The 24773-nt window shown below is 71.3% G+C and carries 12 protein-coding genes; all 12 read right to left on the bottom strand.

Annotated features, from left to right (window positions below):
• Window positions 1-32 precede the first annotated feature (32 nt).
• Genes BLW47_RS07340 through BLW47_RS07285 form a run of 12 tightly spaced genes read right to left on the bottom strand, consistent with a single transcriptional unit; the run spans window position 33 to window position 24766 of the window.
• Window positions 33-1214, bottom strand: coding sequence for an NAD(P)/FAD-dependent oxidoreductase (locus BLW47_RS07340; protein ID WP_091553304.1), 1182 nt, complete (start codon window positions 1212-1214; stop codon window positions 33-35).
• Entirely contained in the window at window positions 1211-1459 is a 249-nt protein-coding gene (locus BLW47_RS07335; RefSeq protein ID WP_091553300.1) for a phosphopantetheine-binding protein, read from the bottom strand. The genes BLW47_RS07340 and BLW47_RS07335 overlap by 4 nt, the downstream gene beginning before the upstream one ends.
• Window positions 1456-2199, bottom strand: coding sequence for a hypothetical protein (locus tag BLW47_RS07330; RefSeq protein ID WP_139307191.1), 744 nt, complete (start codon window positions 2197-2199; stop codon window positions 1456-1458). The genes BLW47_RS07335 and BLW47_RS07330 overlap by 4 nt, the downstream gene beginning before the upstream one ends.
• Window positions 2196-3734: an AMP-binding protein gene (locus BLW47_RS07325; protein ID WP_175543540.1), complete on the bottom strand. Its 1539-nt coding sequence runs from the start codon at window positions 3732-3734 to the stop codon at window positions 2196-2198. The genes BLW47_RS07330 and BLW47_RS07325 overlap by 4 nt, the downstream gene beginning before the upstream one ends.
• Window positions 3731-4363 carry an FMN-binding negative transcriptional regulator gene (locus BLW47_RS07320; protein WP_091553293.1) on the bottom strand — a complete coding sequence of 211 codons (633 nt, stop codon included), beginning with the start codon at window positions 4361-4363 and terminating at the stop codon, window positions 3731-3733. The genes BLW47_RS07325 and BLW47_RS07320 overlap by 4 nt, the downstream gene beginning before the upstream one ends.
• A 24-nt stretch (window positions 4364-4387) precedes the next feature.
• Window positions 4388-5665 carry a lysine N(6)-hydroxylase/L-ornithine N(5)-oxygenase family protein gene (locus BLW47_RS07315; protein ID WP_091553290.1) on the bottom strand — a complete coding sequence of 426 codons (1278 nt, stop codon included), beginning with the start codon at window positions 5663-5665 and terminating at the stop codon, window positions 4388-4390.
• Window positions 5658-7709, bottom strand: coding sequence for an amino acid adenylation domain-containing protein (locus BLW47_RS07310; protein ID WP_091553287.1), 2052 nt, complete (start codon window positions 7707-7709; stop codon window positions 5658-5660). The genes BLW47_RS07315 and BLW47_RS07310 overlap by 8 nt, the downstream gene beginning before the upstream one ends.
• Complete coding sequence (locus tag BLW47_RS07305; protein WP_091553284.1) at window positions 7696-12972, bottom strand: non-ribosomal peptide synthetase; 5277 nt, start codon at window positions 12970-12972, stop codon at window positions 7696-7698. The genes BLW47_RS07310 and BLW47_RS07305 overlap by 14 nt, the downstream gene beginning before the upstream one ends.
• 23 nt (window positions 12973-12995) lie before the next feature.
• Window positions 12996-19580: a non-ribosomal peptide synthetase gene (locus BLW47_RS07300; RefSeq protein WP_091553281.1), complete on the bottom strand. Its 6585-nt coding sequence runs from the start codon at window positions 19578-19580 to the stop codon at window positions 12996-12998.
• On the bottom strand, window positions 19577-20590 hold the full coding sequence (locus tag BLW47_RS07295; protein ID WP_091553277.1) for a TauD/TfdA family dioxygenase: 1014 nt from the start codon (window positions 20588-20590) through the stop codon (window positions 19577-19579). Before BLW47_RS07295 ends, BLW47_RS07300 begins: the two co-directional genes overlap by 4 nt.
• Window positions 20587-21618: a TauD/TfdA family dioxygenase gene (locus BLW47_RS07290; RefSeq protein ID WP_091553273.1), complete on the bottom strand. Its 1032-nt coding sequence runs from the start codon at window positions 21616-21618 to the stop codon at window positions 20587-20589. The genes BLW47_RS07295 and BLW47_RS07290 overlap by 4 nt, the downstream gene beginning before the upstream one ends.
• Window positions 21611-24766: a non-ribosomal peptide synthetase gene (locus BLW47_RS07285; protein WP_091553270.1), complete on the bottom strand. Its 3156-nt coding sequence runs from the start codon at window positions 24764-24766 to the stop codon at window positions 21611-21613. The genes BLW47_RS07290 and BLW47_RS07285 overlap by 8 nt, the downstream gene beginning before the upstream one ends.
• Window positions 24767-24773: the final 7 nt, after the last annotated feature.

Raw genomic sequence — 24773 nt, 5'->3', positions numbered from 1 at the left:
GCAGTGCGCGGCGCTCCAGGGGGGAGGGGGGATCAAAGCAGATCGAGCAGTTCCGGGTCGTCGAAGAACTCCGCCGCGTCAAGGATGCCGAGCACCATCGAGAAGTAGCGTTGCGTGGCGCCGGGGGAGGTCGCCACGGTGCGCAGCAGGTCGATCCGGCCAGGGCTCAGCGAGAGCCGCGCCAGGTCCAACGTGCTGCGATAGGTCGAACTCGTGGCTCTGTCCCGCTGCGAGCCGAAGCGGGCCGTCGCCGCGTCCGTCGTCTCGTGGTCGTCGAGATCGGTGCCCACCAGTTCGGCGGCCAGCAGGTCGGCCTGTAAGAAGGCGTTCGTGATGCCGCTCGCGGTGATGGTGTCCAGATGGTGGCCCGCGTCACCGACCAGGACCCAGCCCGGGCCGGCCGCCTGCCGATAGAAGTTGCGCTGGTCACCGGTGCCGTGAATCCGGTCGGTCGGCACAATGTCCGCCACCTGGTCGTAGAGCTCGGGTGCGTGGCGGCGGATCGCGCCCAGATGCGCGGCGAGGGGATCGCGGCGGATCTGGGCGAACTCCTGCTGCGGGAAGTACGTCGACACGATCGTCAGCCCGTCGTGGGTCGGGATCCGGGCGATCCAGCTGCCGGGACGCTCGTGGAAGCCGAAGCCGGTTCGCAGCCCGCTCCACGACGTGAAGTAGACGCAGCTGGCCAACGGGTCACTCACCACCGTGGGGGCGCCCACCATCTCCGCGACGGCCGAGCGCATGCCGTCGGCGCCCACCACCAGCCGGGCGGTCAGGTCTCCACCGTCCACCCGGACGCCGGTCACGCGGTCGCCGGAGCGCAGCAGCTCTCGGACCGAGGTGCGGTCCATCACCTCGGCGCCGGCCTCCGCTGCGGCCTGCACGAGCAGCCGGTCGAGGACGCCTCGCCGCGGGGCATACGCGGCGTCCGCGCCGGGCGTCCGCGGTGTGGCCGAGGCGAGCCGCACCTCCCCCACGTCGTACTCAATCGTGTCCAGCGGCGGGCACCCGGAGGACACCACCGCGTCGAGCACGCCCCAGCGGGCCAGCAGCGCCACCCCGCCGGGCCGGATGTACAGCGTCGACATCGTGTCCGAGCCGATGGCGGCCCGATCCAGCAGCAGCACTCGGCGGCCCTGGCGGGCCAGCAGCATCGCCGTCGAGGCGCCCGCGCACCGGGCGCCGACCACGATGACGTCGTACGCCGGACTCATCCGCGGGTTCCGGCGAGCTCGTCGACCGCGGCGGCGAACTCGGACAGCACCGGGGTATCGATGATCAGCTGGACGGTGCACCGCACCGACCAGGCCCGCCGGATGCGCACGACGACCTTCGTGGCCAGCAGCGAATCGCCGCCGAGCTCGAAGAAGTCGTCGGACCGGGTGATCACGTCGAGACCCAGCACCTCCGCCCAGATGGCGGCGATGGCGGTCTCGGTCTGGGTGAGGGCGCCCTTCATACGGCTACTCCGGTGCTTCTCCTCGAGCGGAGGAAGTCGACGACGGCGGCGGCGGCCGCCGGGTGACGAGCGATCTGGTCGGGGGGCGCATCGACCCGCATGGTCGTCTCGGCGGTGACGCCGAGCCAGGTCAGATCGTCCGGCCACCGGGGAGAAAGGACCTGGAGTACGTCACCATGGGCGACCGGTTCGTGGTGGTGCGCGGCGACCAGGCAGGTGAGCCAGCGCTGGTAGATCGACAACATTTCGGCGATGGGCTCCTCGGCCTCGGCCATGTCGTAACCGTCGGCCAGGAAAACGGCCCGGGCTCGGGCGGACAGGTCCTCCTCGATCGCGGACAGCAGCACGTCACCGCGGCCGAGCAGCGCCGTGACGTCGATCGGGTTCGCACCCAGTGTCGGATCGCCTTCGGTGACCTGCTCCAGGACCTCGGCGTACGCGGTGGCGACTTCCCAGGCCCCGCTGGCCTGCGGGTCGACGAGCACCAGCGGGAGCGGCGACCCGGGGGCACCGAGCCGGGCGGCGATCGCCGTGCCGAGCGAGGCGGTCGCGCACAGGGCCACCACTGCCTCGGCGTCACCGGGCAGGTCCAGGCGTGCGGCGTACGCGGTGGTGTCGGCCGCGGCCGGCAGCGCTCCGGCCAACGCGTAATGGCACGTGAAGCCGTGGCCCTCCAGCCCCATGTCGCTGAGGCGGGCCTTGGCCCGTCGTCCGGGATAGTCGAGGATCAGCAATGTCACGATGGCCGTACCGTCGCGAGCAGGGATTCGGCGACTGCCTTGCGATCGATCTTTCCGCTCGGGGTGCGAGGCATGGACGGCACCGCCTCGATCGTCACGGGGATCGACTGCGCAGGCAGTAGTTCGGCCAGCGCGCGACGCAGCTCGTCAGCGTCCAGCGGCTGATCGGCGGCCAGCGTGACCACCGCTCGTAGCTGGCGTGACCCGGCCGCCACGTCCACCGGCACGCAGACCGCCTCGTCGATGCCGCGCTGCTCCATCAGGCAGGCGTCCACCTCCAGCGGGTTGACCCGAACGCCCCGGATCTTGACTTCCTCGTCGAGCCGGGAGAGGAACTGTACCTGCCCGTCCTCGATCTGGACGAGGTCGCCTGTATGGAAAGCCCGGGTGTGCCCCCGGGGGGTGGGTGGCACCGGGCGGTATCGCTCCGCGTTGAGTTCGGGCTGGTTGAGGTAGCCGACGGCGAGCGGGGCGCCGGCCACCAGCAGCTCACCGACGTGCGGCTCGGCCGGGTCGAGCGGGGCGATCAGCAGCTCGCACCCCGGCAGGGGCCGGCCGATCGGGGGCAGTGCCGGCCAGCTCGCCGGCGGTCCGGACAGGGTGTGCACGGTGACCATCGCGGACTCGCTCTGGCCGTAGTGGTTGTTGAAACGACACTCCGGCATCCGCTCGAAGAACTCCCGGATTGGCGGCGAGCAGAGCAACTGCTCGCCGGCCACATTGACCTCGCGCAGCGCGAGCCGGTCGAGGTCGTCGTCGGCCGCCGCCAGCGCCAGCATCTGCAGGGCGACGCCGGGCAGGAACAGCCGTTCGATCCGCTCGTCGGCGAGCCAGTCGAGCAGCGCGATCGGGTCTCGGCGCAGCCGTTCCGGCATGATCACGACGGTGCCGCCACCGTAGAGGGTGCCGAGCACCTCCTGGAACCACACGTCGAAGTTCATCGGGGCGAACTGGGCGGTACGCAGGTCGGGGCGGACTGAGTGGGCCGACTGCCACTGGGCCATGTTGTCGATGCTGCGATGCGGCAGCGCGACGCCCTTCGGACGACCGGTCGAGCCGGAGGTGTAGATGACGTAGAGCGGCCGCTCCGGATCGCAGGGCAGGTGGAGCGGTCCCGCGGCGGCATTTTCGCCCGGTCCGGGGATACGCAGTGACGGCGCGGCGCCGGCGAAGTCCGGCCGGTCGCCGGTGTGCAGCAGCAGCGCGGCATCGCAGTCGACCAGCATGTGGACTAGGCGCCGGGTCGGATATTCGGCGTCGAGCGGCACGTAGGCGGCGCCCACTGAGGCCGTCGCCAGCATCGCCCCGATCACCTCCGCACTGCGCCGTCCGGTGACCGCTACCCGGTCACCGGCCGTCACTCCGGCCGCGACGAGCCGCCCGGCCAACTCGGCGACCCAGGTGCTCAACTCGGGGTAGTGCAGGGTGCGGTCCCCGTCGACGACGGCTGGGCCGGTGCGGTCGCCGAGCCCTCGGATCATCTCGCCCAGGCAGGCGGCGGAGATCGGCTCGGTCCAGAGCGAGGTCACCGTCATCGGGGACCATTCATCAGGGCGGCGACGGCCGGTCCGCCCGGTTGGTCCGGCTCCGCCAGGCGATCGGCGATCCGGCGGCGTACGTGGGCCGGCTTGTCCTGGCTGAGCTTGAAGGTGCCGTCCGCGGTGGTCACCTCGAATCGGAACGCGCCGACGCCGGCCACGATGGACCGGAAGTAGTTCGCCGACCCGTCCTGGTCCCAGCCGTCGCCGAAGCGGTGCTCCAGCAGGAGGGCGGTCCGCCTGACGACGGCCAGTGTCTCCTCGGCGGTGGTGACGGGTCGCACCACGCCGGTCACGTGAACCGCGACGAAGTTCCACGTCGGGGCGGCCGGTGCGGCCGGATAGACGGCCGGGGTGACATATGCGTGCGGTCCGACGAAGATCAGCTTGGCTGCCTGCCCGTCGACGAGTGATCCCCATTGCGGGTTGGCCCGGTTCAGGTGACCGAGCAGGACGGCGCCCACCAGGTCGCCGTCACTGTCGCTGTCGCCGGCCGGCACCACCGGGAGGTGGGTCGCGAACGGCACGTCCGGCCCGACGGTGACCAACAGGCCCAGCGGATGGCCGGTGATGACCGACCAGAGTTGAGCCGCCGAGTCGGCCCGGTAGTCGGATGGGACGAACATGATCCTCCTCGTGGGTGGGGGCGATCAGAGCGAACGGATCGCGGCGAGGATCTCGCCGGCCCGGACCGCGACGTTGGACAGCAGCCCGGCGGAGAGTCCGTGGGTGCGCTCCGCGGCCGCACCGTGCACGTAGATTCCGCAGCGGACGCCGTCCGAGGTAATCACGCGGTAGTCCCGGGCCAGCGCGAGACGGCCCCGGTCATCGGTCTTGCATTCGTCGGCCAGATCGCCGAGCAGCTGCCGCGGGTCGGACGGTCGGTAGCCGGTGGCGTAGACGATCGCGTCGGCATCGATCTGCCGGATGGTCCCGGTGGGCAGGAACTCGACATCGAGATGCACGCCCTCACCGGTGACGGTCTGGCGGGTGATGCGCGAGGCGTGGTGGAAGTGCAGCCGGCGGCGACCGGCGATGTGCTCCCGATAGGCGGTGCCGTGCAGGGAACGGATCAAATCGAGGTCGACAACGGAATAGTTGGTGTTCGCGTGATAGCCCATCAGGGCGTCCCGGACCTCGCCCGGAGCGTGGTAGAACTCGTCAACGGAGTCCGGGTCGAAGATTTGATTGGCGAACGGGCTGTCGTCGGACATGCTGTAGCCGAAGCGACCGAAGATCGCATGCACGTCGGCCTCCGGATGGGTCGCGTGCAGGTGCTCCACCACCTCGGCCGCGCTCTGGCCCGCCCCCACCACGGCGAACGTGCGCGGCCTGGTTGGCGCTGGTGCGGCGAGCCGGGTCAGCAGCTCGGCACTGTGCCACACCCGCGGGCCGCGCTGCACGCCATCCGGGAAGCAGGGCGTCATGCCGGTGCCGATAACCAGGTTGCGGGTGCGGAACGTCCGGCCGTCGCCGGTCCGCACGAGCAGCTCGCGGACGACGTCATCGGTCCGCTCCGGCGTGACCGATACGACCTCCGTGCCGTACCGGACGTCGGCCGGCAGCCGGTCGGCGGCCCACTCCAGGTAGGTGTGGAAGTCGGTCCGGTAGGGATACAGCGTCTTGCTGTTGATGAAGTCGGTCAGCCGGCCGACATCGTGCAGGTAGGACGTGAACGTGTAGCGGCTGCTCGGGCTGCGTAAGGTGGCGAGGTCTTTCAGGAACGACACCTGCATGGTGGCGCCATCGAGCAGCATGCCCCGGTGCCATCCGAACGAGGGCTGCCGCTCCAGGAACACGCATTCGTCGAGCAGGGTGCGACCATCCGGCCCTGCCACTTCGCCGGCCGCGATGGCCAGAGCCAGGTTCGCCGGGCCGAAGCCGACCCCGACCACCTGCCGCACCGTCGCCGAATCGGTCTCACTCATGGAGGGAATCTCCGTTCATCGCTCTCGATGTCGTGCCCCGGGATCGTTCGTAGGCGGCGATCAGCCGGGCTCGGTCGACCTTGCCGGTGGCGGTGACCGGCAGAGCGTCCAGCGGCACCAGCAGTTCCGGCGTGGCGTACCGGGGGAGCACCTCGGCCAGGAGCCGGAGCGCGCCGGCCAGCGGCTCGCGCGGGCCGACCACGAAACCCACCAACCGGTCGCGGCCGCCGCTGTGGATGATCTCCGCCGCGGCGGCCCGGGCGTCGAGCCGGCCGAGGAGCGCCGACTCGATCTCGGCGAGCTCGATACGATGACCGTTGATCTTGGCCTGCCGATCGTTGCGCCCGTGGAATTCCAGATTGTCGTCGTCGCGCCAGCGGACCAGATCCCCGGTGCGATAGACCCGCCGGCCGAGCGGCCCGGCCGGGACGAACCGCTGGGCCGTCTGATCCGGATCGTTCAGATAGCCCTCGGCCAGGCCCGGCCCGCTGATGAGCAGTTCGCCCACCGCTCCGCGCGGCACCGCCCGGAGATCGTCGTCGACCACGAAGAACTCGAACCCGGGCAGTGGCCGGCCCAGCGGCGGGGTCCGCGGCCAGCCCGGAGCGCAGTCCATGACCGACACCTGGACCGTCGCCTCGGTCGGCCCGTAGCAGTTGAGGAAGCGACGCCGCCCGGTCGCCCAGCCCTCGACCTGGCGGCCGTTGAACGCCTCACCGCCGGCGGTGACCAGTCGCAGCCCGGGCAGCTCAGCCGGATCAAGAAACGGCATCAGCGACGGCGGAAGGTCGGCCACGGTGACCTCTTCGGCCCGCAGCAGCTCGGTCAGCAGATAGGGATCGAGCCGGTCGTCGTCGGTGGCGACACACATGCTCGCGCCGGCGCCGAGCGTGACGAAGGTCTCGAGCACGGACACGTCGAAGTACAGGGGCGCCAGCGCGAGCACGGTGTCACCCGGCTGCAGCTGATAGAGCTCGGTCGTCGTCTCGCACAGGTGGGCCAGGGCCCGGTGCGAGACCTCGACGCCCTTCGGGACACCGGTGGTGCCCGATGTGAAGATCACGTACGCCGACGCGTCGAGACCCGACGTCACCGGGCCGGTGCCGATCCCGGCGTCGATCCCGCCCTCCAGGTCGGTCGGAACGTCGGTCAGACCGGCCGCGAGCAACAGGTCGGTCGCCATCTTCTCTGCGTGGACGAAGACGGCGGCCCCCGTCGCCTCGATCACCCGGCGCAGCCGCTCCATCGGCCATTGCGGATCGACCGGCACGTTCACGGCGCCGGCCAGAAGCGAGCCGAGCATCGCCACCACGCCATCCGGCGAGCGGCCGGTGGCGATGAGGACGCTTTCCCCGGCGCTGACCCCGGCCACCCGCAGGCTCCGGGCCAGAGCGTGAGCGGCGGACCATACCTCGGCGTACCGGTATGTGCGGCCGAGGTGCCGCACGGCAGGGGCGTCTGGGGTGCGACGGACCCAGTCCTCGATGCGGGCCAGCACATGCGGCGGATTGGGTGCGGCCGGTCCGCCGGTGCCGAGCGCGATCAGCTCGTCGGTGAGCGGGCCGGCCGGCTCTACCCCGCCCTGTTCCAGCGACCTGGCCCAGGACGCCATCGTGCGTTCACCGTGCCAGTCAGTGCAGTGCACCAGCTCCCAGCCGTCGCCGGCCCGGCTCAGAACGACTGTCGAGCGCGCCTCGGCGAGCAGGCTCGCGGTGTGCCCTCCGGTGCCGTCGATGACCACGCCACCCCGCAGGTCGCCGGGTGCCGCGGGAGCCCGCTGCACGACGGAGGCACGGCCCGGCGTCACCTCCACCTTGACCAGCGCCGGTTCCTGGCCGTGGTCCACCACGCCGATCGTCGCCGACTCGGCCCGCACCCAGCGGCTAAGGTGGCCGCCGACCGCCTCGGTCACCCGCGCTACATCGGCCGACAGCGTCAGCCGCATCCGCGCGATCCGCCCGGCCGTGGTGTTCGGGACGAGGTCATACGGCAGTGCGGTCGGGACGAGCGATCCGGCCGGCGCGAGCTCGTCACTGGTCGTCATGCGGCACGTCCACTTCGGCGAACGCCCGGGCGAGACGGTCACGCGCGTCCAACGACAGCTGTGGCTCCAGCGCGGCCGCGAGAGAACGGGCCGTCGGGTGGTCGAACAGCAGCCGCACCGGCACCCGCTGCCCGATCAGTTCGGTCAGCAGCGCGGCGAACTGCATGGCCAGCACGGAATAGCCACCGGCTTCGAAGAAGCTCTCGTCCGGGTGCGGCGCTGGCCGGTCGAGCACCTCGCCGAACAGCGCGGTGATCAGCTCGGCGACCGGGTCGTCGAGCTCGGCGGCGGGCGTGTCGAACTCCACGATCAGCCGCGGCCGCTGGTGGTGCGGTAGTCGGCTACGCAGGTATTCGTCGAGACCGTCCCGGCCGGTTGCCGGTCCGAGCCGCACCTCTGCGATCAGCTCGCCGCCCGCCACCACGACCGTCGAGGCCTTGACCTGTGGCGCGGCCGCCAGCTCGCGGCGCACCAGCTCGACGTCGACCCGGCTGCCATCGATCCACAGTTCCTCCTCGGAGGTGCCCACCAGATCCCATCGGCCGTCACGGCGGCGGCGGCCGAGCTGACCGGTGGCGGCCAGCGATCCGTCCGGCCGGCGCCGGTGCACCGTGCCGACGGCGCCGGCCGGAACCGGCCGCTCGCCGTCGCGGATCGACGTCTCCGGGTCGGTGGTGTCGAGCGCCGCCGCCGAGCGCAGCACGTGTTCCACGATCGGGCGGTCGGGTTCGGCCAGCAGGGCGGCGGCCAGGGCCAGCCAGTCGTCGGTGATGGCGCGGACGGTGTCCTCGTCGAACAGATCCCGGCGGTAGGAGAGGCCACCGGCGACCCCGGCCGCCGTCTCCTCGAGCGACAGGTCCAGGTCGAACTTCGCCGTGGTGAGGTGGCCCGGCTCCGCGGCGACGGCCAGGCCCGGCAGCACGGCCGCGGCCCGCGCCGGCTCGTCCAGGGCGAAGCACATCTGAAACACCGGGTTCTGCAGGCGGTGTCGGGCCGGTGCGAGCTTCTCGACGATCTGCTCGAACGGCAGATCCTGGTGGGCGTACGCATCGACGGCGGTGTCCCGGACCTGATCGAGCAGCTCACGGAACGTCGTGCCGGCGTCGATGCGGACGCGCACCGGCAACATGTTGACGAAGAAGCCGATGAGCCGCTCCACCTCGACCCGGGTGCGGTTGGCGCTTGGCACCCCGATCACCAGGTCGGCCTGACCTGTGTAGTGGCGCATGACGGCGCCGTAGGTGGCGAACAGCGTCATGAACTTCGTCGCGGCGTGTTCCCGGCCCAGCTCGGTCAGACCGGTGACCAGCTCGTCCGGCACGGCCACCGGCAGATAACCACCGGCATGGCTGGTCCGCGCGCCGAACGGCCGGTCGGTCGGCAGGTCGGCGGCGCCCGGGGCGTCGGCCAGCCGCTGCACCCAATAGGCGGCCAGCGCCTCGCCCAGCTCGCTGCGGACCAGATCACGCTGCCAGACCGCGAAGTCGGCGTACTGCACGGGCAACGCCGGGAGGTCGGCCTCCTCGTCGGCCAGCCGGGCGGCGTAGACCGCCGAGAACTCCTGCAACAACACGTGCTCCGACCAGCCGTCGGTGGCGATGTGATGGATGGTGACCAGCAGGAGGTGCTCGTCGTCGGCGAGGGTGACCACGGCGGACCGGACCGGCTGCTCGCGCCAGAGATCGAACGGGCGGTGCGCGTCCGCCTCGACATAGTCTGCCGCGGCGCGCTCGGCGTCGGAGCGTCCTCGCAGGTCCAGCACGGTCACGGGTTGCGTGGCCGGCGCGCTCACCCGCTGCCGAACCTCACCGTTGACTTGCACCAGCGTCGTGCGCAGCACGTCGTGGCGGCTGCGCACGGTGTCCCAGGCGGCCTGCAGGGCCGGAATCGACAACCGGCCCCGCAACCGCAGCACGGTCGGCACCAGATAGGTGGCGGTCCCCGGGTCGACCTGCTCGTGGAACGCCAGCTGCTGCTGCGGATAGGACAACGGGTGGGTGGCCTCCCACTGCCTCGGTCCCGCGGTGACGGCGGGCGCGGCCGGCAGGCTGTCCCTCTCGCGCCGGGCGCGCTCGATCTCGGCGCTCAACGCCGCTACCGTCGGCGCCTGGTACAACGCGCGAATCGGCAGCTCCACGCCGAGCGCGTGCCGGATCCGGGCGACGATCTGGGTCATCAGCAGCGAACTGCCGCCCAGCGCGAAGAAGTTGTCCTCCGGGCCGATCTCGGCCATGGCCAGCACGTCGTGCCAGATGGCGACGACCATCTCCTCGGTTGAGGACAGCGGACGCCGTTGCACGACGCCCGCCCGCTCGACCGGCTCCGGCAACGCGCGCCGGTTCAGCTTGCCGTTGGCGTTGAGCGGGAACTCATCGAGGATCACTACCAGCGCAGGAATCATGTACGCCGGCAGCGTCTGCCGCAGGTGCTCACGCAGCGTCGCATCGGTAGCGCGCTCACCGGCCCGCAGCGTGGCATATCCGACGAGGCGGGCGTGCCCGGCCGGCCCGTGGTGAACGAGGATCACCGCCTGGTCGATCGCCGGATGGGTGCGCAACGCGGACTCGATCTCACCCAGCTCGATGCGGTACCCGTTGACCTTGACCTGGTTGTCGGCCCGGCCGATCACCTCCAGGACGCCGTCCGGACGATAACAGGCCAGGTCGCCGGAGCGGTAGAGACGGTCACCGGGCCGGTCGCCGAACGGGTTCGGTACCAGCCGGTCGGCAGTCAGGTCGGTGCGTCGGTAGTACCCGCGGCCGACCGCGGAGCCGGCCACGTACAGCTCGCCGACCACGCCCACCGGAACCGGCTCGAGGCGGTCGTTGAGCAGGTAGATCTGGGTGCGGTCGGCCGGCCGTCCGATCGGCACGATGCCGGTCAGATCGTCGCCGACCTCGACGCCGTCCAACGTCGTGTTGTCGATCGAGGTCTCGCTCAGCCCGTAGGCGGCGATGATCCGGGTGTCCGGGCGGCACAGCGCCCGGGCGCGGAGGTAGTCGCCGGCGTACCAGATGTCGCTGCCGGCGATCAGCAGGTCCAGGGAGTCCAGCCGGCCCCCGACCGACTCCACGTGGTCGACTAGGGCGGCCAGGATCGGCGTGATGAACTCGGCGCTGTTCACCCGTTCGCGCTGCATCAGCCCGTACAGCTGGTCCGGGGCCATCACCACCTCATGCGGGCAGACCACCAGCGTGGCCCCGGTGAACAGAGCGCGGGTGGTGTCGGCGATGAAGATGTCGAACGCGTGGCTAGTCATCTGCAGATGCACCCGCATCGGCGTGTCGTCGAGGTAGCGCCGTTGCCAGAACGTCACGTAGTGCACGTAGTTGGCATGGGTCAGCATCGCGCACTTGGGCGTTCCGCTGGATCCCGAGGTGTAGAACATGCATGAGAGATTGGCCGGGGTGGTGCGGCTGAGCGGCGCGGTGTCCGGGTGCCGGGCAATCTCCGCCGCGTCCCGGTCGACGCACAGCTGGCTGGTCACCCCCGGTGGCGTCAGCTTCGCCACCGACGCGTCCACGACGAGCACGTCGACTCGGGAGTCGGCGAGCATGAAGGCGACCCGGTCGGGCGGATAGCCGGGGTCGAGCGGCACGTACACGCCGCCGCTCTTGAGCACGCCGAGGAACGCCACGATCGTGGCCGCCGTGCGGCTCATGAACACGCCGACGCTGGTCTCGGTCCCGACGCCGCGGGCCTGCAGCGCGTGGGCCAGCTGGTTGGCCCGCCGGTCCAACTCGGTATAGGTCAGCCGGTCGTCGCCGGCCACCACCGCGACGGCGTCCGGGGTGGCCCGCACCTGTGCCTCGAACAGGTCGTGCAGGCGCACCTCCGGGATCGGCGGTGTCCCGGTGTCGTTCCAGTCGACGAGCATCGTGGCCCGTTCGCCCGGGGTCAGCAGGCCCAGCTCGTCGATGCGCCGGTCGGGTGCGGCCATCGCGGAGCCGAGCACCTGGGTCCAGTGGCCGACGAGCCGGGCGGCGGTGGCCTCGTCGAACAGGTCGGTGCAGTATTCCGCCTCGACCCGGACCCCTCCGGCGCTCTGCACCACGTCGAGGCTGAACTCGAACTTCGCCGAGGTCCGCTCATGGTCGAACGCGTCCATCGGGTGGTCGGCCAGCCGGGGCACGCCCAGCACATCGTCGTTGAGCATGCCGAAGGACACCTGCGCCAGCGGTGCGAAGCTCGGATCCCGCTCGGGGCGGATCGCCTGGACGATCTGGTTGAACGGCACGTCACCGTGCTCCAGCCCGCCGGCCAGTCGTTCCGAGACCTGCTGGACGAGCTGCCGGAAGGTTAGGGCACCGGTCGCGTCGATCCGCACCGGGATCGTGTTGATGAAGCAGCCGATGAGCGCGTCGTACGCGGCCTCGGGCCGGCCGAGGAGGGGCACGCTCACCGCGAAATCGGTCTGCCCACTGTGCCGGGCCAGCACGACGGCATAGCCGGCCAGCAGAACCGCCGGTAAGGACGTGCCGGCCGCCGCGGAGAACTCCACCAGTCGGTCGATCAGGCTGGCGTCCACATCGGCCGTGAGAACGGCGCCGCGGTAGGACTGCACGCTCGGACGCGGGTGCGTGGTCGGCAGTTGCAGCCGGGCGGGCTGGTCGGCCAGCTCGGCCTGCCAGTAGGCCAGCTGTCCGGAGACGTCGGCCGACCGCTGCCGCTCCACGAACGCCGCGTAGTCCACCGGCAGCGGGGCCAGGGCCGGCGAGTCACCGGCCGCGTACGCCGTGTACGCGGTGTTCAGCTCGTCGAGCAGCACCCCGCGGGAACCGCCGTCGAACACCAAGTGATGGCAGACCACCAGCAATACGTGATCGTCGGGGGCGACCTCGACGATGGCCGCCCGCACGAGCGGCCCGGCGGTCAGGTCGAAGGGAGCCTCGGTGACCCGGTCGATCAGGGCGGCCAGCGCCGCCTCCCGCCCCGGGCCGTCCAGGGCCGCCAACGAGTGCCGCTCCACCAGATCGTCCGGGACCTCCGGCCGGATCACCTGGACCGGGATGCCGTTCTTCTCGGGGAAGCTCGCCCGCAGCGGATCGTGCCGGCGAACGATGTGCCGCACGCTGGTCTCCAGCGCGTCGACATCGACCCCGCCGGCCAGCCGGAACAGCATTGGGATGTGATAGAGCGACGTGCCCGCCTGCATCCGGTCGGCGAGCCAGATCTGTTCCTGGGACAGCGACAGTGGCAACCGCCGCAGTGACGGCCGCGCCCGACGCCGTATCGGACCGGTCAGGATGGTGTCGGTGCTCATGAGTGCTCCTCCGGAGATGGCGGTCACGCGTCGACTAGGGCCAGCAGCTCGCGCATGTTGCGCGCGACCACACCACGGGTGCCGGGGTATCGGTCGAGGTCGGTCATGCCGTCCATGCAGGCGCGCCAAGACAGCGCGCGCATCAGGAAGCCGGTCGGCTTGGCCAGATCGACGGCCGCCGTCAGACGGCGGACCGCGTCGTCGCCGCCCCACCCCGTGAGGTACGCCTCGATCAGCCGGGCCTCGATCTCGGCCCGATCGGCCCGCCCCTCCAGGGCGTAGTCCCGGCGCACCGTGGTCAGCGAGCTGAGCGGGTTGCCGTACACGCTCTCCGCCCAGTCGAATAGAACGAAACCGCTGTCGGTGACCGCGATGCAGTCGCGCCAGAAGTCGGTGTTCTGGACCACGTCCGGCAGGCCGAACTCGGCCAGCTGGGCACACCGGTCGGCGAACCACGGCACACAGGCGACCAGCCGGCGCCGTTCGTCCGGGGTCAGCGCGCTCGGGTCGTCGGGGCTGAGCACCCGGTTGTCCTCGGCCAGGCGGGCCAGCAGCTCCGGCAGGACGCCGAGCCTGCGGTCGGGCACCCCCAGCGCGAGCACGTCAGCGCCGGTGTCCGTCAGGTCGCGCTGCATGCCGGCGTAAGCCGAGGCCACGGTGGAGTAGAGGTCCAGCTCGGTCAGTTCGCTGCCGATCTCCCGGTAGGCGCCGATGTCCTCGGTGGCCAGGAAGCCCCGGGCGGCATCGATGGCGAGGACCCTCGGCACCCGGCCCGGGAACGTGCGGTGCAGCAGGTCGACCAGCGCCGGTTCGTGCCGGAACGGGGCCGGGGCAGCCTTGAACCAGATCGTGCCGCCGTCAGTCGCCATGCGAGCGGTGTACGAGTACGGCGAGACGATGAACTGCTCGACCGGCCCGGTCGGCCGCCGGCCCGCGCCGGTCGCGACCTGGTGGAGCCACTCGGCCATCTCAGCCCGCCACTGCGGCTTGCCCCACTGGCCGCTGCGCAACTCGGGGCCACCGGGTTGCCGGCTAGCCGACCAGTCGTCCAGTGCACGCCGGTGCACCGGCACGGCCAGGGGCAGCGCGCCGAGCTCGGCTGCCGGGATCCACCGGGCGCCGGCCGGGTCCGGAGCCGGTCCGTCACCGGCCGGTGCGGCCAGATAGCCGTACGGCGTCGCCCAGTCACCCAGCTCCCACGCCCGCGCCTCGACGACCACCGGCAGTCCGTGACGCTCCTGCAGATCGCTGACCACGCAACCCGCCTCGTGCCGGGCATGCGGCGGCAGCGTCCAGCCGGCTTCGGTCTCCACCATCAGGACCCGGTCCCCGTCGGCGGTGACCGAGTAGCTCTCCGGGTCGGACGTGAGCCGCTCCTCGATGAGCGCGGAGAGCCGCGCCGGCCGGGAGTCGCGGACGAAGTCGGCGAGGCTGATCGGCGCTCCGAGCCGCTGACTCAGGCGGGTGGTGAGACGTAGGGCGAGCAGCGAATCGCCGCCGTCGTCGAAGAAGGACACGTCGCCCCGGGGTTCCCGGCCGAGCACCTCGGCCCACACCCGGGCCAGGACCTGGTCGATCGCCAACGCTGTTGCGTGCTCGACGTCCGGCTCCGGCTCGGCCGGCGTCGGGAAGGCCGCGACTGCCGTTTCGGGCAACCTGGTCTCCGGCTCGGCCGCGAACCGGGCCAGCGTCTCGTGATACCGCTCGGCGAAGCCGGCCGCACGGTCGGGTGGCCAGATCTCCGCGTCGAACTGCAGCGTCAGGTTGAGCCCCGGCTCGGTGTCGATCGACACGTCCACGGCCAGAGCGAAGGCCACGTCGACAGTCGCCTCGCGCGTGGCGACCACGCGCGAACCGTCCTCGGTGCCCGTCCGCACCGACGAGAAGTCGGTGAAGTTGAAGAACACATCGAACAGCCGCCCGCCACCGGTGGCGGCCTCGATGTCGGCCAGCGGCACCAGGTGGCGACCCATCAGATCCCGCTCCGAGCGCCACGCCTCGGCGGCCAGCTCGGCCGGTGTCACCCCGGCGACCGGCAGCCGCACCGGAAGGGTGGTGATGAACAGCCCGAGCGCGAGGTCCGCGCTCTCCTCGCCGGGCCGCTGCCCAACGACCAGGCCGGTGACCACCTCGGACGACCCGCCCTCGGCGCCGAGCGCGCGAGCGTGCGCGGCCAGCAGGACCGCCTTGAGCGGGACCTCGTGCCGCGCCGCGAACGCCCGCAGGTCGGCGGTGAGCCCGGCGTCGACCCGGCGGTTGAGTTGTGCGGTCATGTGCGGCGGCCGGCTGCCGACCGGCGCCACGCCGCTCACCCCGGCCAGCAACGCCCGCCAGGCCTGGACCGCGCTCGGCTCCTGCCGGGTCTGGCGTTCCAGTTCGACGAGCCGCCGGGGCGACAGGGCTGGCCCGGCGACCGGCGGGGTCGCCCCGGTCCGGGCGGCGGCGTAGCGCCTCAGCAGTTCGGCCAGCATCAGGTGGAGGCTCCAGCCGTCCATGGCGGCGTGGTGGTGGGCCACGATCAGCTCGAACTCGTCGCCGGACAGGCGCACCGCGCGGAACCGCAGCGGAACGTCGGCGGTGACATCGAACGGACGGCTGCGCTCCTCGTCGAAGGCCGCGGCAGCGCGTTGCTCGCGCTGGTCCGGGGCCAAGTCGCTGATGTCCTCGTCGGCAGTCTCCACGGTCACCGACTCCCGGACGAGCTGCATCGGTTCGGAGAACGTCGCGAGGTCGAAGACCGTCCGGATGGCGGGGTGAGCAGCGGCGAGACCGTCGACTGCCACCCGCAACGCGGCCGCGTCGAACGGCGCCGCGACCCGATGCCCGGTCACCACGTGATAGCTGTGGCGCTCCGGGATCAGCGCCGAGTGGTAGACCATGCCCTGCTGGAGCGCCGTCATCGGGTAGGCGTCGACCACACCGGCCGGAACCAGCTTTCGATCCTCGCCGGTCAGCAACGCGAACGCGGGGTTCTCGGCGACCGGCTGAGCCGGCCGCTCGCGCACGCTTTCCCGCACCAGCTCGCGCACGGTCTGGTAGCGAAAGATGTCGCGCAGCGGGAAGACCAGGCCGCGCCGGGCGGCCGCCGCCCGCGCCCGGATGGCCCGGATGGAGTCGGCGCCGACCTGGAACACGTTGTCGTCGACGCCCAGCCGCGCGATACCGAGCGTCTCCTGCCAGATCTCGATCAGGATTTGCTCGGCCGGATGGGTGGGCGGGGCGTAGTCGGTGGCCGACCCGGTGTCCGGGTCCGGCAGCGCGGCCCGGTCGAGTTTGCCGTTGCGGGTCAGCGGCAGCCGATCGATGATCTCGATCGAGTCTGGCACGAGGTAAGCGGGCAGTTGCTCGGCCAGCCAGTCGCGCAGTTCCGGACCAGAAGCGGCGGCCGCCGGGGCCGGCGCCGGCGCGGTCGCCGAGCGATAGGCCGGGCGGAACGCGTGCAGGTTGAAGCGGTCCGTGCCCACCAGAAGCTCATCCTGTTCGAGCAGGACGGTGAACCCGTGCTTCTCGAGCATCTCGGCGATCTGCCGCCCGCGGCCCGCGGTGGGGCCGTCGGGGTCCTCGTGCACCTCCATGGCGATCTGCTGGATCAGGGGCCAGTGCCGCTCGTCGAGGCCGAGCAGCACGTCCAGCTCGGCCCGCTGCACATCGATTTTCAACAGGTCGATGCGGTCGACGCCCTCCTCGTCGATGACCTGGGACAGCCGCCGCAGCCGGCACCGCTGCTCGGCCGGGTCGAAACGATCGGCCAGCAGGTCGTCCAGATTGGACAGCAGCTCGTCGTCCGCCGTCCGGCCGGACTGGTTTCGGGCATTGGTCAGATAGCGCCGGACTACCCGCTTCTCGGCCTGAGGATCGGCGTACGCGTGCTCGCCCGACATCATCGAGTAGCCGGGGTAATAGGCGAACGTGGTGTCTCGCTCGGTGCCCGAGAGGCCGTGCGCGAACAGTCGCGCGTTGCCCTCGAGCGGGGCCAGGTTGACCCGCAGCGCGTCGAAGACCGGGGTGACCGGCTCGAAGGCGTAGAGCCGGGCGTCGGCGACCAGGCTGGCGACGAACAGCGAGAACATGCCGATGTTGGCGCCGACGTCGAACACCACGGCCCCGGCCGGCAACGTGACGCCGCCGCGCAGATACGTCTCCTGCGTGAAGATCTCGTCGTAGAGGTATTGGGTCTCGTGCGGGTTGATCCCGGCCAGCCGGTGCGGGTCGACCGCGCGGGCAGCCGGCACCGCGTATGCGACGAGCCGGCGGCGACCGCCGTCGCCGTGAGTGATGACCGCGGCGGTCCGCACCGACGGGTGCTTGCGCAGCGCCGCGGTGATCTCGCCCGGCTCGATACGCGTACCGCGGATCTTGATCTGGTCGTCGGTGCGGCCGAGATAGTCGAGCCGGCCGTCGGGCCGCAGCCGCACCCGGTCGCCGGTCCGATAGGCGCGAACCGGGGTGCCGCCGGAATCCGCCACGGTGATGAACCGGGCGGCGGTCGCCGCCTCGTCCCCGAAGTAGCCGTCGGCGAGCTGGCCACCGGTGATTAGCAGCTCGCCCGGCGCGCCCACCGGCAGCGGTCGGCCGGCCGCGTCGGCCACGATGAAACCGACACCGGGCAGCGGGCGTCCGATCGTCGGCGAGGTGCCGGCCCGGACGGTCGCGAACGTGCTGTCCACGGTGCATTCCGTCGGGCCGTACAGGTTGATCGCGCGAACGCCGTCCAGCCCGGCGAGCTCGGCCCAGAGCGCCTCGTCGATGGCCTCACCGCCGATCAGCAGGAGCCCGGGCAGGGCGTCACCCGGCTGGCGTGCCTCGAGCAGGAGGCGAACGTGCGACGGCGTGCAGTCGAGTACATCGATCCGGTGCTCGGCCAGGAATCGCAGCATGCCGGGCGGGTCCTCGCGGACGCCGGCCGGCACCGGGCACAGGGTGTGCCCACTGGCGAGCTGGATCAGCTGCTTTACGGACGCGTCGAAGGTCGCGGGCGCGTTGACGCTCACCCGCAGCTGACCGTCCGTCGCGGCATAGACCGTGGCCGCCAGCGCCCGATGCAGCCGGGCGACTGCCCCGGAGTTCACCAGCACCGGTCGCGGGGCCCCGGTGGAGCCCGACGTGAAAATGATGTACGCCGGGTCGGTGGGCGCGCGATCGACAAGGTGACGCGGGCGGGACGGCTCGCTCACCCGGGTGACGGGGAAGGACTCGTCACCGATGACAGCGACCGCACCGACCCGCGCGACCAGCGCGGCGATGCGGGCGGCGGGCTGATCCGGGTCGACCGGAACATAGACCGCCCCCGCTCGCATGACGGCGAGGAACGCCACGACCGTACGCCAGCCGCGGTCGACCAGCACGGTCACCCGGTCGCCGGGCGCGACGCCGCGCGCGGCGAGTTCGCCGGCCAGGTCGGACGCACTCGCGTCGAGCTCGCCGAAGGTCAGCGACGTATCGCCGTCGATCACCGCCGGACGGGCCGGGTCGCTGCCCCGGACACCCTGCTCGAGCAGATCCTGAATGGTCGTCGACGAGGGCCGCGTCTGGGTCGGGCCGTGGCCGAGCTCGGCCAGTGCCGCGGCCTCGGCGGCGCCGAGAGAGGGTACGCCGGGCACGTCGTCGAGCAACGCGATGAGCGTGCCGACCACGGAATCGCGTAGCCAGGGGGCATACTCGCCGGCATCGGCCCGCACGCGCAGCGTCATCGTGCCGGCGCCGGTCACGCACTCCAGGTGCAGGGCGCCCAGGCTCGCCGGACCATCCACCTCGATCTCGTCGTCGCCGGTGACCGAACCGGCGAACGTCGCGACCAGCTGGGCGGGCTCGGCCAGCGGGGACGCCACCTCGATACCGGCCGGCTCGGTCATCGTGACCGCCTCGTAGCGGCCGAGCGAGCCGAGGACGCCGCGCGTTCCCTCGAGGCTTCGCCCGGCGTGATAACGACCGAATATCAGGGTGGTGTCGGCGTCGGCCGCGTAGCGGGAGAGCACCCGGATCCACGCCGCCAGCACCAGGTCGTCGGTCGTCGTCTTGTCATCGGCGGCCCGCTGCTGGAGGCGGTCCACCAGGACGGGGTCGAGGAACGCCTCGGCGCTCCCGGCGGGGCCGTCCGATGGCAGGACAACCGGCGCCCGCGTGTCCGGTGCGGCCGCCGGAAGCTGCTCCAGCTCCCATTCTGATATGTCGATGAACTGGAGACGGTCCTCGTCGTCCTCGTCGTCGTCCGGCCGGTCGGCGCCGAGCCGATCACGCAGCTCGGCCCCGAGTAGCCGCAGGCTCTCCGGATCGAGCGCGAGCGGAGAGGCGAGAACGGTCAACCGGCCCGGGGTGAAGACCGCGGTGACTGGGTGCCGCAGCCAATCCTCGTCGGCCGCCGGCTCGGCCGTGCCCACAGGCGGGCGGTGCTCGTCGGGCACCTGCTGAAAGGGCTCGTGCCGGCCGACGGTGAAGCGCAGGCGCAGGGCTTCGTGCCGGTCACTCAGCTCGTCGAGGACCCGACGCACGTCGGTGAGCGTGGTCGCCGACGGCAACTGGTATCGGGCGCGATGCCCGGGGCCGGCGGCCCGGCCGGACGCGAGCCACTGCCGCTGACCCGGCGAGAGCCGGAATTTGTCTTCCGTCATCGCGAAAACCCTGAATTCACATAGAGATCCGACATGGCTACCAGCACCCGGCGGTCGCCCTCGAAGGGCTCCCGGCCGTGCGTGGCGAGGAAGTTGTCGACTATCAGGACATCGCTCGCCTGCCAGTCGAAGCGGACCGAGTGGTCGCGGTACAGGTCGCCGATCATGCGCACCACCTCGTCCTCGATGACCGCACCGTCGCCGTAGTAGGCGTTGCGGGGCACCCCGGCCAGGCCGTACTCGCCGACCAGCGCGGCCGCCACATCGGACGGCAGGTTGGTCAGATGAAACAGGTGCGAGTGGTTGAACCAGACCGTCTCGCCGGTCTCCGGGTGTACCGCAGTCGCCTGGCGCACCGCGGTGGTGCGCAGCCCGTCGCGGCCGATCCAGGCGAACTCGGTGCGGGACTCGCGGCAGTACGCCTCGACCTCGGCCCGGTCGGTCGTCTGGAACACCTGCTGCCAGGGCAGGTCGAGCTCCGGACTGTAGTTACGGACGTAGCGCACGCCGTGTCGGACGAAGCGCTCGCGGGCCTCGGCCGGGATCAGCGGCAGCACGGTGCGCTCGCTGGCCAGTGGCGTCGCGCCGAGCCTGGTGGCCGCGACGTCGCAGTAGAAATAGAGCAGGGTCGGCCAGTTGTGGGCGTACGACATCTCGTGGTGCAGCGGGATCCACTGGTCGGCGGCCATCTCGGTGGAGGTGAACACGCCCGGCGCGACCTCCTGCCGGGGCGCTGCCCGCTCCACGTAGTCCAGCAGCACCGGGCTGACCGCCCGGGCCGACGATCCGAAGCCGGCCGGTCCGTCGACCGCGAAGCCGCGGAACAGCACGGCGCCGAAGCGATGCAGGTCGGCCCGGATGGCGGCGTGGTTGTCGGCGATCCAGCTCGGCAGCTGAAGTGCCGGGGAGGTGGCCTCGACGACGAGCGCGAAATCCTCGGCGAGGGTGGACCGGCGGACGGGACTAGTGACGCGGGCCATCCGGCGCATCGGGCCGGTGCTCGTCGTCATGCGTTGCCCGCGACGAAGCGGTAGGAGTCGCTCATCGCGGCGAGGATGCGCCGCGGTCCGGTGAATGGGTCACGGGCGTGCGCGGTCAGCATGTTCTCCACCACGAGCACGTCGCCGGCCTGCCAGTCGAACGAGCGGGTCTCGGCTAGATACGCCTCGTGCAGCTCGGCCAGAGTCGTCCGATCGATCGGCGATCCGTCGCCGTAGGAGGTGTGGTATGGAATGCCGTCCTCGCCGAGCGAGTCCCACAGGTCCTGCCCGACGCCGGACGGCATCGAGAAGATGTTGAAGAAGTGCGCGTGGTTGAACCATGTTCTCTCACCGGTGATCGGGTGACGATGCACCGCCGGCCGCACCTGAGCGGTGCGCAGCCCGCCGTCCGTCGTCCACTCGTAGGTGATCCCTTCGCGAACACAGTGCTCCTCGACGACCCGGCGGTCGTCGGTCTGAAAGGCCTCGGACCAGGACAGGCTGATGCCGTCGACGTAGTTGCGGGTGTACCGCACACCCGTGGCGGCGAAGCGGCCCACCGTCTCCGGGCGCAGCCGGGCCAGCACCTTGCGGCTGTCTACCAGGGGAGTGCGGCCGCCGGTGGTCGGTGGTATGTCGCAGAAGAACGAGATCCGCATGGGCCAGTTCAAGGTGTACGACTGCTCGTTGTGCGGCAGGATGCTCTCCGCGGCCGGGTGCTCGGTCGAGGTGTAGACTTGGTCGCCGATCACCTCGGTGCGCGGGGACGAACGCTCGCCATAGCTCAGCACCTCGCCGGAGAAGGCCCCGATCGCTTCGTGGAAGGCCGCCGCGTCGGGCACCGCGAAGCCCCGGAACAGCACTGCACCGGACGACCGGACCAGTTCGTCGGTCATCGCGCGGTTCGCCGCCAACCACTCGGCCAGCGACAGCAGCGGGTTACGGCAGCTCACCAGGGCTGGGAGCGAGCCGTCCAGCCATTGCTCGCTGACGGTGACAGCCGCTCGCTGTCGATCACGGCGGGCCACCGGTTTCAGATCCGAGGCGGTGTCAGCCATTCCTTCTCCTCCGTGCTATTGGTTGCCGCGTTGCGGCGGCGGCCTGGATCGCGGCGATGGTCCGGTCCGGATCACGCGCGGTGGATTGCAGTACCGTCTCGAAACGTTGATGCAGGTGGGCGATGCTCTCCGGGCGGAACCGGCGGGCCGGGGCGGTCCAGACCGCCTCGATGGCGTCGCCGTCCACCTCCAGCCACAGGGTCAGGTCGAGCCGGGCCTTCGCGGCCGGCAACTCACGGCCGCGCAGCCGGATCCGGCCTTCGGCAAAGCCGGGACGCGCGGCGGCCTGGACGCCGAACGCCACCTGGTAAAGCGGATTTCGGCCGGGCACGCGGACCGGCTGCACCCGCTCGACCAACTGCTCGAAGGACACGTCCTGGTGGCGGGTGGCGAACAGTGCGCTGTCGCGGACCTGGGCGAACAGCTTCGAACAGGGGTCGGCCCGGTCGAACCGCACCCGGACCGGGACCATGTTGACGAAGCAGCCGACGTGCGGCTCCTCGGCGACGTCGGTGCGCCCGGAGAAGGCGGAGCCGATCAGCAGGTCGTCCCGGCCGCACCAGCCACCGAGCACGACGCCGAAGGCGGCGAGGCCCACCATGTACAGGGTCGCACCCTGGGCCCGGCCGGCCGCTCGGACCGCCGTCGCCAGCTCGGGATCAAGTGTCCGGCGGTAGTGAACGGCGGCGTTGCCGTGCGCCGCGCCGTCCGTCCGGTCGGCCGGCAGGTCGAGGACGGCCGGGGCATCGCGCACCGAGGAGGCGAGCCGTTCGGTCGCTGCGATCGCCGCCTCGGTGCGCGCACGGGCGGTCCAGCGCCGCGCGCTCGCCGCGATCCCGCCAGGCAGTTCGCCACCGTCCTCGCCGGACAGCAGTCGGCCGAGGTCGTTCACGAGGATCGCGAGCGACCAACCGTCGAAGATGATGTGATGCAGGGTCAGCACCAGAGCGACCGGCACGTCACCCCGGGCCAGGATGCCGGCCCGCCACGGGCCGGGCCGGTCCAGCGGGATGGGCCGGGCCGAGTCGGCGGCAGCGATCCCGGCGGCGTGCTCGGCAAGGTCGTCGGTGGGGCCGACCTGCTCGACCCGGGGCCGACGGGCCGGGGCCGGGGCGACCAGCTGGGCCAGTTCGCCGGCGGTGCCGGTGACAAAAGCCGTCCGTAGCGCGGTGTGCCGACGGGCCAGCCGGTCGAGCGCACCGGTCAGTTCCGCCACGGTACCGACGCCGTCGACCTCAACCACCACATTGATCAGGTACGCGGTGTCCTGTGGATCCATCTCCTGCAGGACCCAGAGCCGCCGCTGGGAGGGACTGAGCGGGCCGTCGTGGTCACCGTCCGCCGGTTCGCCGGAAGCGGCCGCGGGCGGGGCCGACCGGATCGACGCCGTGGCCGCGGCCAGGGTCGGATGCTCCAGCAGTAACGTGTACGGCACGGACCGGCCGACGGCAGCGCCGACCCGGGCCGCGAACCGTAGCGCGGTGAGCGAGTCGCCGCCGTCGGCGAAGAAGTCGGAGTCGGGCGCGGGCACGGTGCAGAGCAACTCCCGCCACACGCGTCTGACCTCGGCCTCGACCGGATCGTCACCTTCCCCGGGCGCCTCAGCGACATATTGCGGTGAGGGCAGAGCAGCCCGGTCGATTTTTCCGGTCGGTGTCACCGGCAGGCGGTCGCACCAGACGAGCAGGGTCGGCACCATCGCGGCGGAAAGGAACGTACGCAAGTGGGCGAGCACGGCGGCATCGTCGGTCGCGCCGGGCCGGTCGGCGACGAGATAGCCCGCGAGCCGGAGATCGCCGGACGGGCCGGTCACCACCGTCGCGCAGGCCGTCCGCACGCCGGGTACGCGATGCAGCGCGGCGCTGACCTCTCCTAGCTCGATCCGGAAGCCCCGCACCTTCACCTGGTCGTCGGAGCGTCCGATGTATTCGAGGGCGTCATCCGCCCGGCGCCGGACGCGGTCGCCGGTGCGGTACATGCGAGCCCCGGGGGTGCCGGCGAACGGGTCGGGCAGGAATGCGGCCGCGGTGGCGGTCGGCCGGCCCAGATAACCGAGCGCCAGGCCGTCGCCGGACAGATACAGTTCCCCCGGTTCGCCGCCGGCAGCCGCCCGCAGGTCGTCGTCGAGCACATAGCCACGGGTGCCCGGCAGCGGGTGGCCGATCGGCGGTTCGCCCGGCGCCCCGGGTACCAGGTCGGCCCAGGTGCTGTAGGTGGTGTCCTCCGACGGGCCGTAGAGGTTGCAGACCCGGTTCACCTCGGGCAGCCGCCACAGCGCCTCGGCCAGCGTCGCCGGGAACCGCTCGCCGGCGAGGCAGACCGTCCGCACCGACCGCGGCAGCGCGCCGCTGTCGATCACCTCTCGTACGGCCGAGGGAACCGAATTGACCAGCCGCACGCCCGCGGCCTCGTCCAATGAGACGAGGCCGAGCACGTTGTCGACCAGAACGAGCCGCCCACCGCCGGCGACCGTCCCGAAGATCTCGAAGATCGAGAGGTCGAAGCAGATCGAGGTGGACGCGAGGACCCCGTCCAGGTCCGCGGCGAATGTGCCGGCGGCCCAGTCGGCGAGCGCGCGGGCCGAGCCGTGCCCGATCAGGACGCCCTTCGGCCGTCCGGTCGACCCCGAGGTGTAAATGACGTAAGCCGGGTCCGTGTCGCTGGTGTTTCTCGCCGGAAGCGGCTGCGTGACGGCGGTGGCCAACATCTCCTCGCCGGTAGCGGAGCGTAACCGTGGCCGGCCGGCCACGTCGTCCTCGAACACCACCTGCGCTCCCGAATCGGTCAGCATATAGGCGATCCGGTCCGGCGGATAGGCGGGATCTAGAGGGACGTAAAAACAGCCGGCTCGGAGGATCCCGTGGAGCACTCCGATGAGCGTCGGGGATCTGGCCATGCATACGCCCACGGCCGATCGCGGCGACAGGCCCATATTCAAAACGGCCCCGTATGTGTCCTCCGCAATCGCATCGATCTCGGCATAGCTATAAGTCGAACCGCGCCAATACACGGCGGGGCGACCCGGATCCTGCGCCGCCCAAATGGCGAGGTTTTCGTGTATCAGCCGGCCGGCCGGATCAAACTGCAATTTGACAGAACTGCACGTCGGCGCATGTTTCCAAGGCAGCACAGCGTCCACCACCGGCATCACTTCT

This window comes from Micromonospora pattaloongensis (assembly GCF_900107255.1).
Lineage (GTDB): Bacteria > Actinomycetota > Actinomycetes > Mycobacteriales > Micromonosporaceae > Micromonospora_I > Micromonospora_I pattaloongensis.
This window is presented reverse-complemented; position numbering and strand designations above follow the sequence as displayed.

Excerpts from the sequence above, each read along its gene's own strand:
- BLW47_RS07285 (WP_091553270.1), bottom strand. The coding sequence starts at position 24,766 with ATGCCGGTGGTGGACGCTGTGCTGCCTTGGAAACATGCGCCGACGTGC.
- BLW47_RS07310 (WP_091553287.1), bottom strand. The coding sequence starts at position 7,709 with ATGACGACCAGTGACGAGCTCGCGCCGGCCGGATCGCTCGTCCCGACC.
- BLW47_RS07340 (WP_091553304.1), bottom strand. The coding sequence starts at position 1,214 with ATGAGTCCGGCGTACGACGTCATCGTGGTCGGCGCCCGGTGCGCGGGC.
- BLW47_RS07300 (WP_091553281.1), bottom strand. The coding sequence starts at position 19,580 with ATGACGGAAGACAAATTCCGGCTCTCGCCGGGTCAGCGGCAGTGGCTC.
- BLW47_RS07290 (WP_091553273.1), bottom strand. The coding sequence starts at position 21,618 with ATGGCTGACACCGCCTCGGATCTGAAACCGGTGGCCCGCCGTGATCGA.
- BLW47_RS07295 (WP_091553277.1), bottom strand. The coding sequence starts at position 20,590 with ATGACGACGAGCACCGGCCCGATGCGCCGGATGGCCCGCGTCACTAGT.
- BLW47_RS07335 (WP_091553300.1), bottom strand. The coding sequence starts at position 1,459 with ATGAAGGGCGCCCTCACCCAGACCGAGACCGCCATCGCCGCCATCTGG.
- BLW47_RS07305 (WP_091553284.1), bottom strand. The coding sequence starts at position 12,972 with ATGAGCACCGACACCATCCTGACCGGTCCGATACGGCGTCGGGCGCGG.
- BLW47_RS07315 (WP_091553290.1), bottom strand. The coding sequence starts at position 5,665 with ATGAGTGAGACCGATTCGGCGACGGTGCGGCAGGTGGTCGGGGTCGGC.
- BLW47_RS07325 (WP_175543540.1), bottom strand. The coding sequence starts at position 3,734 with ATGACGGTGACCTCGCTCTGGACCGAGCCGATCTCCGCCGCCTGCCTG.
- BLW47_RS07320 (WP_091553293.1), bottom strand. The coding sequence starts at position 4,363 with ATGTTCGTCCCATCCGACTACCGGGCCGACTCGGCGGCTCAACTCTGG.